Source organism: Brevibacillus sp. (assembly GCF_003521185.1).
In the GTDB taxonomy this organism is placed as follows: domain Bacteria; phylum Bacillota; class Bacilli; order Brevibacillales; family Brevibacillaceae; genus Brevibacillus; species Brevibacillus parabrevis.
On record NZ_DOTK01000039.1, the window covers coordinates 104441 to 120794 of the forward strand.

Sequence of the window (16354 nt, forward strand, 5' to 3'; positions counted from 1 at the left end):
TGTGGGATGATGGTGTTAATTACTTACGATGTGAATACAACCTCTGCTGATGGGCAAAGACGCTTGAGACAGGTTGCCAAAACATGCGAGGACTACGGTCAGCGAGTGCAAAATTCGGTGTTTGAATGTTTGATTGATTCGCAGCAGCTGAAGGAATTGCAGATTAAGCTGAAAAAGACTATAGATCCGGAGATGGACAGCTTGCGCTTCTATCGGATTGGGAGTAATTGGAAAGGTAAGGTTGAACATGTTGGCGCTAAACAAGGGTATGATCCAGAGGGGTTTTTGATGATTTAGCAGTGGATATGGCATTTGCGAACACTAGGCTCACATCGATTTTCAGGGAGGTTCGCAAATGCCTGCCGTTGCTGGGATTCGAGGTGTTTTTGGTATATGCTGCTGCGTATTATGCGACCGTATAAACGAGGTTCGCGGAAATCGCGTGAAATCCCTAGTCAGGACAAAGCTTCCTAGGTATTGCAGTCGCCTGTCGTAGGCAGGCGTGGATTGAAACTCGTTGTGAAAATGACAAATTGCAAGGTGTCGCCAGTCGCCTGTCGTAGGCAGGCGTGGATTGAAACTATAGTAACTAAGGGATAACCACCTCGTTATCGTGTCGCCTGTCGTAGGCAGGCGTGGATTGAAACCACAATCGATGCCATCCAGACGGTCAAAACACTCGTCGCCTGTCGTAGGCAGGCGTGGATTGAAACTGGTGGAGCACTCTTACAAAGAAGTGGAAGAAAGTCGCCTGTCGTAGGCAGGCGTGGATTGAAACGAATTCATGCGGTCGAAAGGGCTTATCGTCGGGGGTCGCCTGTCGTAGGCAGGCGTGGATTGAAACAGACCGTTGCGCTCAGCAAACCACATACGGCCTGTCGCCTGTCGTAGGCAGGCGTGGATTGAAACAAGTGTGATGCCGACTATGCTGGCATCGGTGGATGTCGCCTGTCGTAGGCAGGCGTGGATTGAAACTCCAGGTTGTGCCCCACCAGATAGCGCCTCGTCCACGTCGCCTGTCGTAGGCAGGCGTGGATTGAAACTTGCACCAAAATCCGCATCATCTACCGCACGCACCGTCGCCTGTCGTAGGCAGGCGTGGATTGAAACTGTCTCTTCGTAAGTAGCCTTGAGCCACTTTCCGTCGCCTGTCGTAGGCAGGCGTGGATTGAAACCTCGATCGTCACGTTACTCGTATACACCGTCGGGTCGCCTGTCGTAGGCAGGCGTGGATTGAAACCATGGTCTGATGTTGGTTATTTGAAAGAAGCATGTCGCCTGTCGTAGGCAGGCGTGGATTGAAACATTTGAGCCTATGGACGAACGAGCCAGATGCAAAGTCGCCTGTCGTAGGCAGGCGTGGATTGAAACAGTTCCGATCAACGCAAGAAGTAAGGTCAACCAACGTCGCCTGTCGTAGGCAGGCGTGGATTGAAACAAGGAGGGCGTTAAATTTTGGTGAAGTTCCTGAGTCGCCTGTCGTAGGCAGGCGTGGATTGAAACTTTAAATTACAAAACATCGCTGCCAATGAGCAGCACGTCGCCTGTCGTAGGCAGGCGTGATTACTGGAGAATTTGAGGACCTGTTTAGGGCAGTGACACCTGACTCTGGTGGAAGTCCGAACTGGTCAGATGTACTACCAAATACAGAGAAGTTAGCTCAGCTAGTAGACATAGGCCGGTAGTTTGATCTCAATAGTTCACCATTTAACTACGGAAACGGCAGTAATGCTGTTTTACATTTTGTTCATCGCCAATTTTTTGCTTGATCCTAGACTTTTCTGGAAAGTGTACCTGCTTTTTGGGATGGGAAGCTATGGTTGCTCTACATTAACACTCTACTGTATAGCAAAGATGGCTGCGATGCTACTAAGTAGCATATCAATAATGGTTTAGTCCTCGATGTATTGGCAGGAAAGAAGTAGAAGAGCAATTTTCGAATTCTAAATGTAAGATAGTTAATATACGCATTGATATGTATTTTTATTTCATCAACTAACAATCCCATTCTTATACGCCCTCCCAAGTGGGAAAAATCGAGATACCATCACATTATAGCTGCTTATGTAAAAAAATGGACGAGTTTCAAATAGCTCTGTATGCGAATGACAACTTGTCCATTTCACTTTGATAAGCAGTGATTTGATACAGATATCTCATTTGATCTGCTGAGGCTCGATAATTCGAAAATGATAGAATAATTACACGAACTCCTCACGCCTAGCCCCCAAAACTGATTTTTCAGTATTTACTTTTATAGCCGATGAAATCTATGATACAATCAAATTGCCCGTTGTAGGAGTTCTAAAGTCCTAGGAAAGGAGTCCTTCTTTAGTGTTGATGGAACGCCGTGTGCGTTGAAAGGCGCCTGCACGGTGTTGGTCTGTGCAAAAGCCCGTTTTTGGGTTAGCCGGAAATAGCGGACAAGCAATTACAGGAGTAGGTACATCTGCAACAGTTTTACAGATTGGCGAGACAATTACGAGAACAGCAACAACAACAGAACCAGGAACCAAGATTTGGTCATCGAGCAATCCGTCAGTAGCGACTGTGAATGCTTTCACTGGAGTGATCACGGCAGTTTCACCTGGAACGACAACGATCCAATATACAAGTTCTAATGGAGCTGTAAACAGTGTCACTGTGACAGTCTACGCTACAGCGCAAGAAACCAACCCTTCATACTCGGGTACTGGAACGAATGGAAACCTTGCTGAAGGCGATACGGCTATATCCCCGGATCAAACGATCACGGCAGGTTCCGGACAAACCATTACTTGGACATCAAGCAATCCAAGCAAAATTTCAGTCGACACAGAGGGCAAGATTTCGAGGCAAGGTGGAGGCTCGGCAGTGATTAGCTACGTGATTACTGATGATGCTGATCATCATGTGGTACAGAAGGGCTCTGTGACCGTTACCGCTGATTTTGCCATCAACAATGATGTGACATTGACTGCGAAACCTACTGCGATGTTCACAATCGACAGTGCCGCAAAAGTGATTGATGGAAGTGCTGTCTTCTTCAGTGGTTCTACCTATGTCGGATCTGCATTGATGGGTCATCTTGAAGGCCCAGATGGCGCAACGGTCAAGCTGTTCTCTGCTTCTCACGTCGAAAAAGGTTCCTTCGACCTTTTGGAAACAGGAGATTATGTGCTGGTTACAGCAACGGATGGAACGACAACAGCCACATACACGATCTTGTTTGTCACTACCCCATAGTTCTGTTGCATGCACCACAATTCCCCAGGAGAAATCCTGGGTTTTTTCATTTCAAACCGCAGCCCTCAAAACGTTTTAGCAGCCAGAAAACGTATGAGTGAAGGAGGCGCTAGTAGGTTAACCATACTTAAACATCCAAAGCAGCCAAAATGAAGGCTGCTTTTTTCTGTGTCGGGAGCGGCCTGTTTACTTTCAGATAAATGCAGGGGCAATCGCGATACGTTAGAGCAACGAAAGACTCGCGAACAGGATTCTCCTCTGAATGATGCAGGAATCTTGTTGCCAACCTAGTGTCTTCTACTAAAACGGTGAGACGAATGACAGGTTCAGCGGCTCCAGGTAGAAATGGCGAAGACGCAGAAATTCCGGTTTATACGAAAATTTCTCCTAGATCGCTTCCCTTGACTCTCCCCTCAACTGGAACGTTATACTCGGAAAAGACCAGGGAGAGAATAGAATGACCCGTGCAAGGAGATGGATGGATGTTTAAAATCAGCGAGTTTTCAAAAATCAGCCAGGTGTCCGTAAAGACGCTTCGTTACTACGACCAGTTAAATTTGCTCAAGCCGAATCACACCGACCGATTTACAGGTTATCGGTATTATACGGCTGACCAAATGTTTCAACTCAATCGGATTTTGGCCTTTAAAGAACTGGGCTTCTCGTTAGAGCAAATTCGCCAGTTGGTAGGAGAGCAAATCTCGCAAGAACAAATTCGGGGAATGTTTCGGTTGAAGGAAAGCGAGATTTTGTCCAATTTGGCTAAGGAGCAGGCAAAACTGACGCAAATTAAGGAACGGCTGTCTTTCATCGAAAATGAAGGCGAGAATCAAAAGTCGCACGACGTTATTGTAAAGGAAGTCGGGCCTCAACTTGTGCTGTCTTACCGCCAAAAAGCTTCGCTCAAGCAAATTCCGGAGCTTTTCCAACAGGTGGATGATCAATTGGGAAATTCCGTTCAGCCATCTACGCCTCAAATTGTACTTTGGCACGGATGTGAAGAAAGCGAGGACGAAATTGACATGGAAGTGGCACGGCCTCTGACTCTTGATATGCCGAGCCGGCCTCCTTTTACGGTGAAACAATTGCCGGAAGTTCCGATGATGGCTACGCTTATCCACCTTTGCCGGACGACTCGCCCCTGTAGTGCAAGCGCGGTATTGGCAGCGTGGATTGAACGGAACGGATATCGTATGAAAGAGAATGAACCGCGGCGCGAAATTTGTTTGCCGCATGAAAAGTCAAACGATCCGGAAGCTCACGTTGCCGAGTTGCAGGTTGCCATAGAAAGAGCATGAGGAAGTTCATCTGGAGAGGAGATTCAATGAATGGCGAAACAACATAAGCGACTGATTTTCAATTTGTTTTTATTAACTTTCGTCTTGGGAACGAGTGAATTTGTGATTGTCGGGTTGCTCAATGAAGTGTCAGCAGATTTGAAAATAGCGATATCAACGGCGGGTTCGCTTGTATCGGTTTTTGCCATCACGTTTGCCATAAGCACGCCGATCTTGACGGCTGTTTTAAGCCGATTTTCCAAGTATCCGCTGATGCTTGCCCTGATCGGGGTGTTTATTGTCGCAAATGTCATTACAGCTTTATCGGGATCGTTTGCACTGCTTGTTGCCAGCAGAATCGTCACGGCCGTAGTTACCGGGGTACTGATCGCACTTGCAATGAGTGTGGCGAATGAAACGATGCCTGCCGACAAGCGGGGGCCAGCTATATCGATTATTTTTGCGGGGTTTACGATAGCAAGCGTAGTCGGGGTGCCGATCGGAACGTATATCGGGCAATGGAGCGGCTGGCAAATGGCTTTTTGGTTTACCAGCGTATTGGGTATCGTATCCTTAATCGTAAGCGCTGTGACCATTCCCAAACAGCTGAGGGGAACAAAGAGTTCCTTGCAAAAACAAATGGGTCTCATAACCAATCCGCGTATTGTCATCGGCTTTTTTATTCCCGCATTAAGTATTGGGGCTACCTATACGGTATATACGTATTTGGCTCCTTTGCTGCAAGAAGTGCTATTCGTGCCTGAGCGTTACATCGGCGTCATTTTTTTGCTGTACGGTGTTGTTTCCGTTTTTAGCACGCTCATTGGCGGGAAGCTGGCGATCCGTAACGGGATTGGCAAGTTGAGGTATGTGTTTCTGATTCAAGCTGCTATCCTTGCTTCGTTGTACTTTTCTTCCCATTCGATTGTCGCAGCCTTGATTAGTATCGCACTCATTGCTCTTGTTGTTTACATGATGAACTCGACCATGCAATTGTATTTCATTGATGTAGCACATAAGTATTATCCGGCAGCGAAGGAGTTGGCTTCGTCGTTGGCTCCTGTATCTATAAACGTCGGAATCGCATTTGGAGCGGCTCTCGGGGGAATCGTCACGGTGAACAGGGAACTTATCGACGTATCCTGGGCAGGCGGGATCGTTGCGGTGGCTGCATCATTGTTGACCTTTGTCAGTTATCAGCTGGACCGTAAAGCCAGCCGCTACCGCAGTCACATGAAAGAAACGCTTTGATGGATCTTGCAAAAACGGCAGAAGTGCCGTTTTTTTGTTGGATATGACGGCTTCCGCGAATGATCTGCGAACAATGTTTTAACCAAACGATTTTCCGTGCCAGGCACTAAAGTCGGCAGCCTAGCTGACTATACTAGGTTATGCTACTATGAGGAAAACTTTTGATAGATTCTCCTGTGTAAAAGTGTGGCCGATCCTCACTTTGCCTGATCGCACTACTTGCTAGACGGACATCACAAAATGTTTGCGGCTGCTCATGCCAAAATGCCCGTCTCCATGTTGTCTTTCCTATCAATTGATGAGTCATTTGCCAGCCGGGCGCAGATCGATAAACTTATCCAAGCATTGAGATGATAAAATGTTTTTTGACTGGAAAAAGCAGATTGGCTGACGGGTGATTTTGGAGAGATGAGGAACGAAATAACGTTAGGATCGGGAGGCACAACAGAAAATGCAAAGCGTTGACAAGAGCAGCAATCACTCGAAAATTACGGGGGATTTTGCCGAACATTTAATTATGTACTGGTTGTCTCGACATGGATTCGAGTGTGTGCATGTCACTCATACGGGAATTGACATCATTGCAACGAGGAAGTCAACAGGTGAACGGTTGGGCATATCCGTTAAATCGCGAAGCAGGGCAGCGGGGCAAATTGATAACGCACTGACAATTACCAGACCGAGTGATGAATTTCGAAAAGTAGACGAGGCGTGCGGGCATTTTGCTTGCAAACCTTACTTTGCGATTGTTATTGATCAGGAGAATGTCATTAACGCTTATATAACTTCGAAGGAAAACATCATTAACATGTTTGGGCACAGCAGTGCATCAAGTCAAAATTGGAATTATAAGAAGCTTGAAAATGATCGTAATACTGTTTTGTTTTCCCTTGAATACGGCAAGCAGCGGTGGTTTCAGTAATATCACCGCCATTGCTACATTGATTATACTGCCAATGGTGCTCGTGCGCTCCCGCTTACGTGCGCCAGCATATAAAAGGCACGAAAAACGGCTGAGATGCCGTTTTTTTGTTGGAGTTAAAAGCGGATTGTTGTAGCTAACCAAGAACATTCCACATTGTCTCTGGACAATCATTCTCTTTTTATGTCACGGCAAAACACTTCCCTCTCCTCCTCCAGACTGACCTCCACCCCCTTCCCATGTACGTGTAACAACCGGACAAAAAGCCCTAAAATAAAAAAACGACAACCAGTTTACATTCAGTTTAAATCCGCACGGTATTGTTGCGATATCAAATAAACAGTGGGTAAGGAGATGCCAGAATGAACAAGAAGTACAGCAATGAATGGGCAGTCGAAGCCCGTGGGCTTGTCAAAGTGTTCGGAGACAATCGCGCTGTAGATGGTGTGGATTTGAACGTGCGCGCAGGCTCGATTTACGGCGTGCTTGGTCCAAATGGGGCGGGCAAGACTACGACGATTCGCATGTTGGCGACTTTGCTCCGGGCGGATGGCGGAGAGGCGCGCATTTTCGGGCACGATGTGACGAAAGAGGCGCATGTCGTGCGGCAGTTGATCGGGGTAACGGGGCAATACGCTTCGGTCGATGAATCGTTAAGCGCCACAGAGAACCTGATTATTTTCTCTCGTTTGCTCGGCTTGGGGCGCGCCGAGGCGAAACGAAAAGCTGCTGAGCTGCTGGAAGAGTTTGGTCTGACGGAGGCTGCCAAACGTCCATTGAAGCACTTTTCCGGGGGGATGCGCCGTCGGCTGGATTTGGCTGCCAGTCTCATCGCGCAGCCACCGCTCATTTTCCTGGACGAACCGACGACCGGGCTGGACCCGCGAACGCGTTCGCAAATGTGGGATACGATTCGCCGCCTGGTAGAAACAGGGTCGACAGTTTTGCTCACCACGCAATATCTCGATGAAGCAGACCAACTGGCCGACCGAATCGCGGTGATCGACCGTGGGCGGGTCGTGGCAGAAGGTACGGTGGATGAGTTGAAAGCATCTGTCGGGAACTCCGCCTTGCATCTGCGAGTCCAAAATGTGCAGGACATTGCCAATGCCCGTGAAATGGTGGAGCAAGTGCTCGGAGTTCGTTCCAGCATAACGGCAGAAGCAGGCAAGATTACGGCGCCAATGGCGAGCGCCGACCAGGTCACCGATTTGCTGATCGCTCTGCGGACGAGAGGCATTCACCTGACGGAGATCAGCGTGCAAAAGCCGACGCTAGACGAAGTCTTTTTAACGATTACGGGGCACGGTGCCAGCGAAAATGCACAGCAAGCCTCAGAACAACCGAACAGAACGGAGGAAGCCACTGTATGAAAAGCGCAGCATTGACGCAAGAGCTTGATCGTTCGTTGAAAAACCGCGCCAGTTTCGCTCAGGCGCTCCGCCATTCGTTGACGATGGCCTACCGGGGGCTGCTGAAAATCCGGCGCACTCCCGAGCAGTTGTTTGATGTCACGATTCAGCCGATCCTGTTTACTCTGATGTTCACGTATATTTTTGGCGGCGCGATTTCAGGAAACGTGGAAAATTACTTGCCGATCATCATTCCTGGCATTCTCGTGCAGACCGTTATCTCGACGTCCATCGTGACGGGCGTCCAGCTCCGCGAAGATATGGACAAAGGAGTTTTCGACCGTTTCAAGTCGCTGCCGATTGCCCGGATCGCGCCTTTGGCCGGGGCTTTGCTTGCCGATACGATACGCTATACGATTGCGACCGTGCTTACTTTTGCGATGGGGTATATCATGGGCTACCAGCCTGAGGGCGGACTGGGATTCGTCGCGATTGCGGGGATTCTTGTCATTGCTTGCTCGTGGGCGGTCAGTTGGATTTTCGCCTTTTTCGGCGTCATTGCGAGGACGGCGGCAAGCGTGCAAGGGATTTCCATGCTGGTGCTGTTTCCGCTGACTTTTCTCTCCAACGCATTTGTACCAGTCGAAACGATGCCGAGATGGCTCCAGTGGTTCGTCCAACTCAACCCGATTTCCCATCTGGTGAGCGCGGTTCGCGAATTGGTCAATAGCGGCACGATTGGTACGGAGTTCGCTCTGTCGCTCGCGAGCGCTGCCGTTATCGTGGCTATTTTCGCTCCGCTGACGGTGCGGGCTTACATGCGGCGGACGTAGTGAATTTTGTAGGGACGGGAAGCGGGTCAACAAGGGATTGCAAGGCTTGCTCAGACTTAGACTCAGGCTCGGTGTAACTATCATTTGGCAATTGTACATTGTACGGTTCATCCAACTAACCAGAGACATAAACAACCGCTATATGCCGGAGCTGTCTGGCAGGTAGCGGTTGTTGTTGTTGGGAAGACAGTTTTTCATGACTATATGCATTTATAATGCCGTCAATCGCTGGTTCGACCACTCTTATGGGAGACGGATAAACAGCGAAAAAAGCTATGAGCACAGCAAAGCGATGGCTCCGGTTCGCTTTAGCCAGATTGCTGTTCTTGCTCTTCAACTGATAATTATTATCAATTATAATAAAGCAACCAAACAAAAAGGACTGGTCACATTGAAGCAAGAAAACACCCAAGCGCTGCTATGGAACCAGGCTGCCATTAAAATTTTGGACATCCGTCACACAGCGTTGGCACCGGGGGAAGGGTTTGGACCGTACAAGCTCCCGGCCAGCATGTTTCTTTTTTCCACGCGGGGCAACGCGCAGGTTTTGTTGGATGGGACGGCGTACATGGCAAAAGGGTTTCAGCTCATGCACAGCGGAAAAGGAGCCACGCTCCAGATTGTGCCTGCGGGTGAAGCGTTTGAATACTACTCGATTTTTTACAAAGCAACGATTCCGGCACCCGCAAGCCAGAGTTTGCTTGAATTGTTAAAGCGCAGCAACCCGTTTTTGGCGCAATACAGCCTGATCCCGAGCAGCCCGGTTTTGCTTTTTCACCACTTGCAACAAATGCACGAGCAATGGCAGGGCACAGAGTCGCTGAGGCGGTTTCAGATCAAAGCTCTTTTCTACCAATTTGTTTATCAGGTGCTGGCAGAGTTGGAGCGGGAGGGCAGCGAAGTGACCTATCCCGATTTGACGGCACAAATCATGCTGTACATGGAAAAAAATTATGCGGAGCCGATCACGCTGGAGTCTTTGGCGGAGATGTTTCGTTACAGTGCGTACCATTTATCCGCGACATTCAAGCAAAGCACAGGCTACAGTCCGATCGATTATTTGATTCGCATTCGCCTTGAAAAAGCGGCGAGCCTGCTGACGGAGACGGACGCTTCGCTGCGGACGATTTCGGCAGGTGTCGGGTACAAAGATGTGTATTATTTCAGCCGCTTGTTCAAGAAAAAGCTGGGCGTGTCGCCTGCCGAGTATCGGAGAAGGAATTGGCAACAGAGTAAAGTTGCAGATAGTCCGGCAAAATTCCCTACATATTCTATTGTGGAACGGATGCTGAATCGGTACATTGATAGTGATAATTATTATCAATATACAAAAAAAGGGGATTTTCCGATGAGCAGAGGTTCACGAGCGTCACTGGCGGCAACTGCGCTGTTGTGCATCATGCTGTTGCTGAGTGCTTGCTCTGGCGCGACCAGTACGAGTAATGGGGCAGCAGCCCCGGCACAAGGGGATGCGAATAACGTGGCAAAAGTAGAGACGATCACCTACAAGACGACAAGCGGAGAGGTGACGATTCCGAAAAATCCGAAGCGGGTTATCATTTTGGCAGACAGTTACGTAGGCTATTTCCTCGCTTTGGGCATCAAGCCTGTAGGGTTGTCGGAGTTTGCCCTGAATCATCCTTTTTACGCCGGAAAAGTGGACGGGATTGAAAATATCGGGGGCTATGGCGATGACAGCAACTCGCTGGAAAAGCTGTTGGAGCTGAAGCCTGACGTCATTATCGCCTTGGACAACGCGAAAAACCTGGAGAACATCCAAAAAATAGCGCCGACTGTCGCGATCAAATACGGGGAAAAAAATTTGCGGGAGCAGCTTCGGGCTTTTGGCAAAGCGTTTGGGAGGGAGCAGGAAGCAGAAGCGTGGATTGCGAACTGGGATAGCAAAGTGGCGAAGTATAAGCCAGCCGTGCACGAGGTCGTGGGTGACAAAAAAGTGGCGATTTTAGGGGGAGACATGAAATCGCTTGGTGCGTTCGGAGATTTTTACGGACGAGGCGGAGAGATTTTATATCGCGAGTTTGGGTTGAAAGCGCCGGAGATCATCCAGAAAGCAACGATGGACATCGGCAAAGGCTACGTTGCGCTTTCGCATGAAAAACTGCCGGAATATGCGGGAGATTTTTTGTTTATCGAGGATTCGCTGGAGAAGGAGATAAGCAAGAACGAGTTGTGGCAACAGCTTGATGCCGTCAAAAACAAGCGCGTGTATACGATTGATTCGAATACATTTTATTTCAATGATCCGCTGTCGTTGGAAAAGCAGTTTGATTATATTGCGGGGAAATTGCTTGGTGAGGAAACGATCAGTAAGTAGTAAAAGTTGAGAGATACGCGAAACCAAAAGCAGCCCTCCTTGTATTCGACTGGCAGAGGGCTGCTTTTGCTACTTTTTAAATGATGGTAGGCTGGATACCCATCTGAACTTGAATCCCTTTAAACCATACTAAGTAGTTCTGCATCTCTTCATCAGTGAAAATAGTGCCGGGGGCTGTAGCTACTCTTGGCAGTTTCCTTAGATCGATTCCTTTCCCAATGAAGTAATTTTCGTTGGGATTAATTTCAAGGTTGGTGACATTACCGTATTTTACAAGCAAGAGGGCATCTTCCACTCTGAGATCATACCACTTCCCAAACCCCTCTTGAAACCGATACCCTGCCGCTGGCGGCGACCCTGTAGCTGTCTTTTTGTCCTTGATAAAGCTATCTTCAATTCGGCCAATGACATGGAAAGAACTCTTTTTAAGCAACATCGCTATGAGACGGATGAAGCTTGGATTTATGCGGCTTAACTCGATTGTATTTCTGGAGATGCAATCTTCAAATACATTTCTGGTCAATGACTCCAGTTGTTCCTCCAGTCCCTCTTGTTCAATAAGGTCGAAAATTTTAGTTTGAAGTCCCTGGTTCTCTTTGTCCAAATGATTCGCCCCTCTGCTTTTTTCTAAGCAAACATGACTTGTTTTTGCTTTATTATAAAAATTGGATTATGAGGGTAATTTCACCTTTTTCTCAAACTAATAGTTACACGCCCTCCCCTTCCCCTCTCACCACTTCTTTCCGCTCGATGGCTTTCCTCTGCCCGCCAAAAACCGTAATCATCATGACCGCGACAACGATAATGATAGCGGCGGCCCAGGCGTGGGGAGAGAGTCGCTCGTTTGCGAGAAACCACCCAAAAATACGGCGACGATCGGATTGACGAAAGCATATGTCGATACCCAGGCGGGGTCAGCATTTTTCAACAGCCAAATGTACGCTGTGTAGCTGATGATCGAGCCGAACACGATCAGATAGCCCAAGGCGAGAGCGGAGCGGACAGATAGCTCAGACAGGTGCAGCTTCGTCCAATCGTCGAGGAAAAATGAAACAAAGATCAGCAAAGCGCCGCCTACCATCATTTGCGCCGCTGTCGATTGCAGGGGAGACGCGGGGAGTTTTGCCCTGCGAGAATACAAAGATCCGATTGACCAAGAAACCGAAGCGATCAAGAGGGCGATCATGCCGATTGTGTCCATGCTTTGGCTGTTCGCTCCGCCTGTGTTCAGGACGAGCACGGCAATGCCGGAAAAGCCGAGCAGTACGCCAGCGAGGACGCCGAGCGCAGGTCTTTTTTTGTTGCCGCCAAGCCAGTTGAAAGCAAGAATCCATAAAGGAACAGTTGCTACCAGCAGGGAGGCGATGGCTGACGGGACTTTTTGTTCCGCCCAGGCGACCAGCCCGTTCCCGCCCAAGAGCAAGAGAGCGCCCACGATTCTTGCGCCTTTCCATTCGGCAACGCTCGGATGCTGCTCACCCTTTAACCGCGCAAGCACATAGAGGACAGTTCCAGCCACAAAAAACCGAATGCCTGCCATGATAAAAGGCGGGATGGTTTCAATCGCAACCTTCATCCCGAGATACGTTCCTCCCCAAAAAATGTACACGGAGAGTAAAGCGATTACAACGAGAGTGATATTTGAATTTTCTGACTCGCCGATTTGCATTGCTTTTTTCCCTTGCATCATCCAGGGTCGCCTCTCTTCTTTCTCAATTCTCCTTCATCCCGTTTTCGTAAAGGGTAGATAAAACAAACGTCGTCGAAGTCTCCTGAACGTCAGGGAATTTGACCATTTCATCGATCAGATTCGTAATATCCTCAGGGGAGGATACCCGCACTTTGAGCATCATGCACCATTCCCCAGCCAGGCGTTGGCATTCGAGAATCGTTGCGCCCGGAACGTGCAAATCGACAATCTTGCCTGCGATTTCTTTGAAGTTTTGGCATTTCATTTTGATAAAGATCAGCACTTTCAGTTTTTGCTCCAGCTTGCTCCAATCGACAATGCAGCGGTAACCTTTGATGATGTTGCTCTTTTCCAGCTTTGCCACCCGCTGATGAACGGCAGGGCGGGATATGTGCAAAAGTTTGCTTAGTTCTTCGTGCGAGAGTCTCCCTTTTTCCTCAAGGAGTTGCAAAATTTTGATATCGATATCGTCCATGGCGTACCTCCTGCAGAATCTTTTCGAATGTTTTACGCATAATCGCGACTCTTTTCTATAATCGCATTGTAGTAATGATTATCAGCTATGATTGTTTGGTTGGATAAAAGGGGCGTGAACGCATGGACAAGCTGTATGGTGGGCAGAGAATGCTTCGAGGGGCGCTCCACAATGCGTTGTGGATGTGGGAAAATGCGACCATTATGATTGCCGATATCCCGCATCGGCTGCTGCGACCGGACGAGTCAATTCGCCACTATCAGATGCTTGCCAACATGTTTATGTTCGCGGAGCGATCACAAGTGTATTTGGATGATGCACAGTATCAAACGGAACGGTTTGGCGTTTTTCATGAAGGGAAGGGAACGCTGCTCTCCATCCCTCCTAAGTATCTTTGAAGTGGAGACGTTTAAAATCTTCACTAAATTTCGTCATAGAAAAACTGCACTTCCAACTGTTGGAGGGCCCAACAAATGTGGTGCAGTTCAAACCTGGTCTGTGGAGGAATTTAAAAGTCATCAAAAAACAACGTGTTATAGCTAATAGCAGCATGTGAAACTGACATGACCTATGCAACCAATTGCTAGCCCTTCGGACGAAGGAGGCACATGATCGAAAGTGCCCCCTCCTTCGTCCGAAGATGGTACTTAAAAGGGAGCACTTTAAAAATTATTCACTCGATTCATCTTGATCGGGGATAAATCGCTTTAAGCAGTTGATAAGCGATTCAAAGTTCTCTATATAATGATCGCAGTATTTGGACCAGACTACGGATTTCCCTTCTAGCAATGTAAAGAAATCCAAGACGGGGATCGGGCGATTGATTCCAATTTCTGCACCTAACAGACTCAATCTGGATAACAATTCAATTTCCGTCCACTCCCATTTGAGTTCACCTAACACAATAGTAGCTGCGGACAGATCGATATCTTGAGGAATGGAGCATGCGTCTTCGGGAAACACATTTTCATCCAGGTAATGTTGATAGTTATGGTGAAAGAACTTGGCTGACTGTTCGTCAATGTCTTTGTAGAGCTTTTCGAGATGGATGGAATTCTGATTCGAATGAAGGTCATCCTGATTCATGAAATTATCACCTAGCTATGTTCGAAATAGGAGGTTAAAAAATGAAGCAACTGTTTTTTAGTGAAATATCGGAAACGACATATACATTTATAGCTTATATGTCGTTTCCAGTCCCAGACTAATTATTAATCAAGTGGATCGTAGGGGAAGAAATGGTGACCAGGCAATTTATTTCGACGAGCTTCATCAGTGGTCATATGATAATGAGGTAAATTGGCGAGATATCCCAATGTAATGTGACCGCCTTCATCATAATACCAATAGTTTGTTTGCTTTACTACTTTTTTTGCACTCTCTTTACTTACACTAAATGTATCCAAACCATTTCGAGCCCGACTTTGCGCTTCAGATAAACTAATCGACCGTCCAATAAAAATACCGCCCCATCCACCAGTGGATAGCCAAGCTTCGAAGTGTTTTTTTCCTTTCTTAATTTCTTTTCTGGTTGCAATGCTTAATGAAACAGCTCCGGTGACTTTACTAATAGCGTTTCTTAGGGAAACTGATTTTAAATAGTTTGTAATTTCATCTAAATTTGCAATGTAGTTGTCAAGATTCGGGTTAAGGATCACAGCCCCTGCAAGGAGAGCAACAAAATCTCCAATAGGAATAGGACCATCAAGAGATGCGATAGCACCTAAAGTTGCGAGTCTAGCAATTAGTTGATCTTTAGTCCAATTCACGCCGTAACCTTTTAATAGATTTAAGGCTACATCATAAGAGGCAGACGAAGCTAATCTATTAGTAAGGACTTTCTTTTCAGGAAAATATCCGTGTTCTTTATAAAAGGACGGATTGTCAAGCCAAGTGCGACAGAGCTTCCATGAATGATTCGTGAGCCGTCTTCCAGCCCGGACATTTTCTTGGTCGGTTGTTAATGAGATACAAGGCTTGAGCAAGTTCTTCTTCAGAGACCTTGGCAAAGGCGAGTCTTACGCTCAGCGAACCTAGCGACGCATGCTTTACTTTTTCCCCGACTGGAAACAACCGTATCCAGTTCCCAGTGACCAAAACTAAGACGTTTTCTCACTTCTTTAGGGCGCTGCTGGATGGACTTCCCTACGTTGAATCGGCCACGTGTTTCAACAGGATCTCGGCGTTTGCTCTTATGACGCAAGACAGCCGTATTCCCTTTGCCGTACCATCGATGTCTCCGGCTCCAGCTCAGCCCATCCGGCTCCATCGTTACACATACGAGCACAAATTTATCGCCTTTGTCTGACCGAATCGTTCGAGAATTTCAGACACATCCTTGAAAAAAAATCGCCTAGGAATCAGAATCTCCTGGGCGATTTTTATAGTTACAGCTCTATTGGGGCATCACATGAATCGCTCTTTTGCAAGTTTTACGAGAAAGTGATTTTCTACTTACACCTGTCCCACAATCTTTTTCAACCGCCCTACGAGTGGCAGCACGATAATTCCGGCAACGATAACCTGGAGGAAGTTCCCAGGGATGGAGCCGAACGGCTGAATCCAGTTGCCATACAAAATCACTTCCACGAAGTAGTAGCCGACGATTTTAATAATCAGCGCGACGGCGATCGCCACACAGTAAGCCAGTGTGCGTTTGCCAGGCATTTTTTCCCCGATGAGGCCAGCGACATAACCCATGGCACCGACGATGATGAACGTAAAAGGCGCCCAGGCTGTCCAGCCGGAGATCAGGTCGAAGAGACCCATGCCGAAAGCTCCGGCAATCGCTCCCGTTTTTCTGCCGTACACAAAGGCAGCAATAAAAAGAGGCACGTTACCGAGGTGAATCAGGCCGCCGTTGCCCATGATCGGTAGGCGGATGTTGATGAACATGGTAGCTGCGAGGGTAAAAGCGATAAAAAGGGCATGAATCACAAGCATTTTTGTTTTCGAAGTAGATCTTGGTGAGTAAGTTGAATCCATATAACAGCC

General features: G+C 47.7%; 15 protein-coding genes, 1 pseudogene and 1 CRISPR repeat array. Of the genes and pseudogenes, 9 read left to right on the forward strand and 7 right to left on the reverse strand.

Translation table 11 applies throughout. The features are described from left to right. Nucleotides 1-6: 6 nt before the first annotated feature. The 8 genes from cas2 to DEP07_RS12010 all read left to right on the forward strand — a co-directional run bounded on the left by cas2 (nucleotide 7) and on the right by DEP07_RS12010 (nucleotide 11195). Nucleotides 7-297: a CRISPR-associated endonuclease Cas2 gene (gene cas2, locus DEP07_RS11975; RefSeq protein ID WP_122962944.1), complete on the forward strand. Its 291-nt coding sequence runs from the start codon at nucleotides 7-9 to the stop codon at nucleotides 295-297. Nucleotides 298-482: 185 nt separating this feature from the next. Then, a CRISPR array of direct repeats spans nucleotides 483-1503; the repeat unit is 32 nt; unit sequence GTCGCCTGTCGTAGGCAGGCGTGGATTGAAAC. 882 nt (nucleotides 1504-2385) lie between these two features. Beyond that, nucleotides 2386-3225, forward strand: a complete 840-nt coding sequence (locus DEP07_RS11980) for an Ig-like domain-containing protein (protein WP_122962945.1) — start codon at nucleotides 2386-2388, stop codon at nucleotides 3223-3225. A gap of 482 nt (nucleotides 3226-3707) precedes the next feature. After that, the gene (locus DEP07_RS11985; RefSeq protein ID WP_122962946.1) at nucleotides 3708-4523 is read left to right on the forward strand and encodes a MerR family transcriptional regulator; all 816 of its coding nucleotides are present in this window, start codon (nucleotides 3708-3710) and stop codon (nucleotides 4521-4523) included. A gap of 30 nt (nucleotides 4524-4553) precedes the next feature. Continuing rightward, complete coding sequence (locus DEP07_RS11990) at nucleotides 4554-5753, forward strand: MFS transporter (RefSeq protein WP_122962947.1); 1200 nt, start codon at nucleotides 4554-4556, stop codon at nucleotides 5751-5753. A gap of 451 nt (nucleotides 5754-6204) precedes the next feature. Next, nucleotides 6205-6675 carry a hypothetical protein gene (locus DEP07_RS11995; protein ID WP_122962948.1) on the forward strand — a complete coding sequence of 157 codons (471 nt, stop codon included), beginning with the start codon at nucleotides 6205-6207 and terminating at the stop codon, nucleotides 6673-6675. Between the two features lie 362 nt (nucleotides 6676-7037). Beyond that, a complete protein-coding gene (locus tag DEP07_RS12000) occupies nucleotides 7038-8048 on the forward strand; it encodes an ATP-binding cassette domain-containing protein (protein WP_063229218.1) in 1011 nt (336 codons plus the stop codon). Further along, entirely contained in the window at nucleotides 8045-8860 is an 816-nt protein-coding gene (locus DEP07_RS12005) for an ABC transporter permease (RefSeq protein ID WP_122962949.1), read from the forward strand. Before DEP07_RS12000 ends, DEP07_RS12005 begins: the two co-directional genes overlap by 4 nt. 196 nt (nucleotides 8861-9056) lie before the next feature. Further along, complete coding sequence (locus DEP07_RS12010; protein ID WP_122962950.1) at nucleotides 9057-11195, forward strand: AraC family transcriptional regulator; 2139 nt, start codon at nucleotides 9057-9059, stop codon at nucleotides 11193-11195. Between the two features lie 76 nt (nucleotides 11196-11271). Here DEP07_RS12010 and DEP07_RS12015 read toward each other — a convergent pair whose 3' ends face one another. From DEP07_RS12015 to DEP07_RS12025, 3 genes are all read right to left on the reverse strand, one after another. Then, nucleotides 11272-11799, reverse strand: coding sequence for a hypothetical protein (locus DEP07_RS12015; RefSeq protein WP_122962951.1), 528 nt, complete (start codon nucleotides 11797-11799; stop codon nucleotides 11272-11274). Nucleotides 11800-11979: 180 nt separating this feature from the next. Next, complete coding sequence (locus DEP07_RS12020; RefSeq protein ID WP_229049844.1) at nucleotides 11980-12885, reverse strand: EamA family transporter; 906 nt, start codon at nucleotides 12883-12885, stop codon at nucleotides 11980-11982. A gap of 22 nt (nucleotides 12886-12907) precedes the next feature. Continuing rightward, a complete protein-coding gene (locus DEP07_RS12025; RefSeq protein ID WP_122962952.1) occupies nucleotides 12908-13360 on the reverse strand; it encodes an Lrp/AsnC family transcriptional regulator in 453 nt (150 codons plus the stop codon). A gap of 122 nt (nucleotides 13361-13482) precedes the next feature. On the opposite strand from DEP07_RS12025, the gene DEP07_RS12030 reads away from it, so the two are divergent. Then, complete coding sequence (locus tag DEP07_RS12030; RefSeq protein ID WP_122962953.1) at nucleotides 13483-13758, forward strand: hypothetical protein; 276 nt, start codon at nucleotides 13483-13485, stop codon at nucleotides 13756-13758. Between the two features lie 271 nt (nucleotides 13759-14029). Here the strand turns inward: DEP07_RS12030 and DEP07_RS12035 are convergent, their stop codons facing one another. The 4 genes and pseudogenes from DEP07_RS12035 to DEP07_RS12050 form a co-directional block, all read right to left on the reverse strand. Then, a complete protein-coding gene (locus DEP07_RS12035) occupies nucleotides 14030-14446 on the reverse strand; it encodes a hypothetical protein (RefSeq protein ID WP_063229227.1) in 417 nt (138 codons plus the stop codon). Nucleotides 14447-14571: 125 nt separating this feature from the next. After that, nucleotides 14572-15129: a hypothetical protein gene (locus DEP07_RS12040; RefSeq protein ID WP_287102527.1), complete on the reverse strand. Its 558-nt coding sequence runs from the start codon at nucleotides 15127-15129 to the stop codon at nucleotides 14572-14574. A gap of 115 nt (nucleotides 15130-15244) precedes the next feature. Continuing rightward, nucleotides 15245-15563, reverse strand: a pseudogene (locus tag DEP07_RS12045) (hypothetical protein); the annotation flags it as partial. 251 nt (nucleotides 15564-15814) lie between these two features. After that, nucleotides 15815-16345 (reverse strand): ECF transporter S component, encoded by a 531-nt coding sequence (locus DEP07_RS12050; RefSeq protein ID WP_063229229.1) that lies wholly within the window; start codon nucleotides 16343-16345, stop codon nucleotides 15815-15817. Nucleotides 16346-16354 lie beyond the last annotated feature (9 nt).

Bases quoted from the DNA above. Each gene is read 5' to 3' on its own strand.
- DEP07_RS12035 (WP_063229227.1), bottom strand. From the start codon at position 14,446: ATGAATCAGGATGACCTTCATTCGAATCAGAATTCCATCCATCTCGAA.
- DEP07_RS12050 (WP_063229229.1), bottom strand. From the start codon at position 16,345: ATGGATTCAACTTACTCACCAAGATCTACTTCGAAAACAAAAATGCTT.
- cas2 (WP_122962944.1), top strand. From the start codon at position 7: ATGATGGTGTTAATTACTTACGATGTGAATACAACCTCTGCTGATGGG.
- DEP07_RS12005 (WP_122962949.1), top strand. From the start codon at position 8,045: ATGAAAAGCGCAGCATTGACGCAAGAGCTTGATCGTTCGTTGAAAAAC.
- DEP07_RS12025 (WP_122962952.1), bottom strand. From the start codon at position 13,360: ATGGACGATATCGATATCAAAATTTTGCAACTCCTTGAGGAAAAAGGG.
- DEP07_RS12030 (WP_122962953.1), top strand. From the start codon at position 13,483: ATGGACAAGCTGTATGGTGGGCAGAGAATGCTTCGAGGGGCGCTCCAC.
- DEP07_RS11995 (WP_122962948.1), top strand. From the start codon at position 6,205: ATGCAAAGCGTTGACAAGAGCAGCAATCACTCGAAAATTACGGGGGAT.
- DEP07_RS11985 (WP_122962946.1), top strand. From the start codon at position 3,708: ATGTTTAAAATCAGCGAGTTTTCAAAAATCAGCCAGGTGTCCGTAAAG.
- DEP07_RS12000 (WP_063229218.1), top strand. From the start codon at position 7,038: ATGAACAAGAAGTACAGCAATGAATGGGCAGTCGAAGCCCGTGGGCTT.
- DEP07_RS12020 (WP_229049844.1), bottom strand. From the start codon at position 12,885: ATGATGCAAGGGAAAAAAGCAATGCAAATCGGCGAGTCAGAAAATTCA.
- DEP07_RS11990 (WP_122962947.1), top strand. From the start codon at position 4,554: ATGGCGAAACAACATAAGCGACTGATTTTCAATTTGTTTTTATTAACT.
- DEP07_RS12010 (WP_122962950.1), top strand. From the start codon at position 9,057: ATGACTATATGCATTTATAATGCCGTCAATCGCTGGTTCGACCACTCT.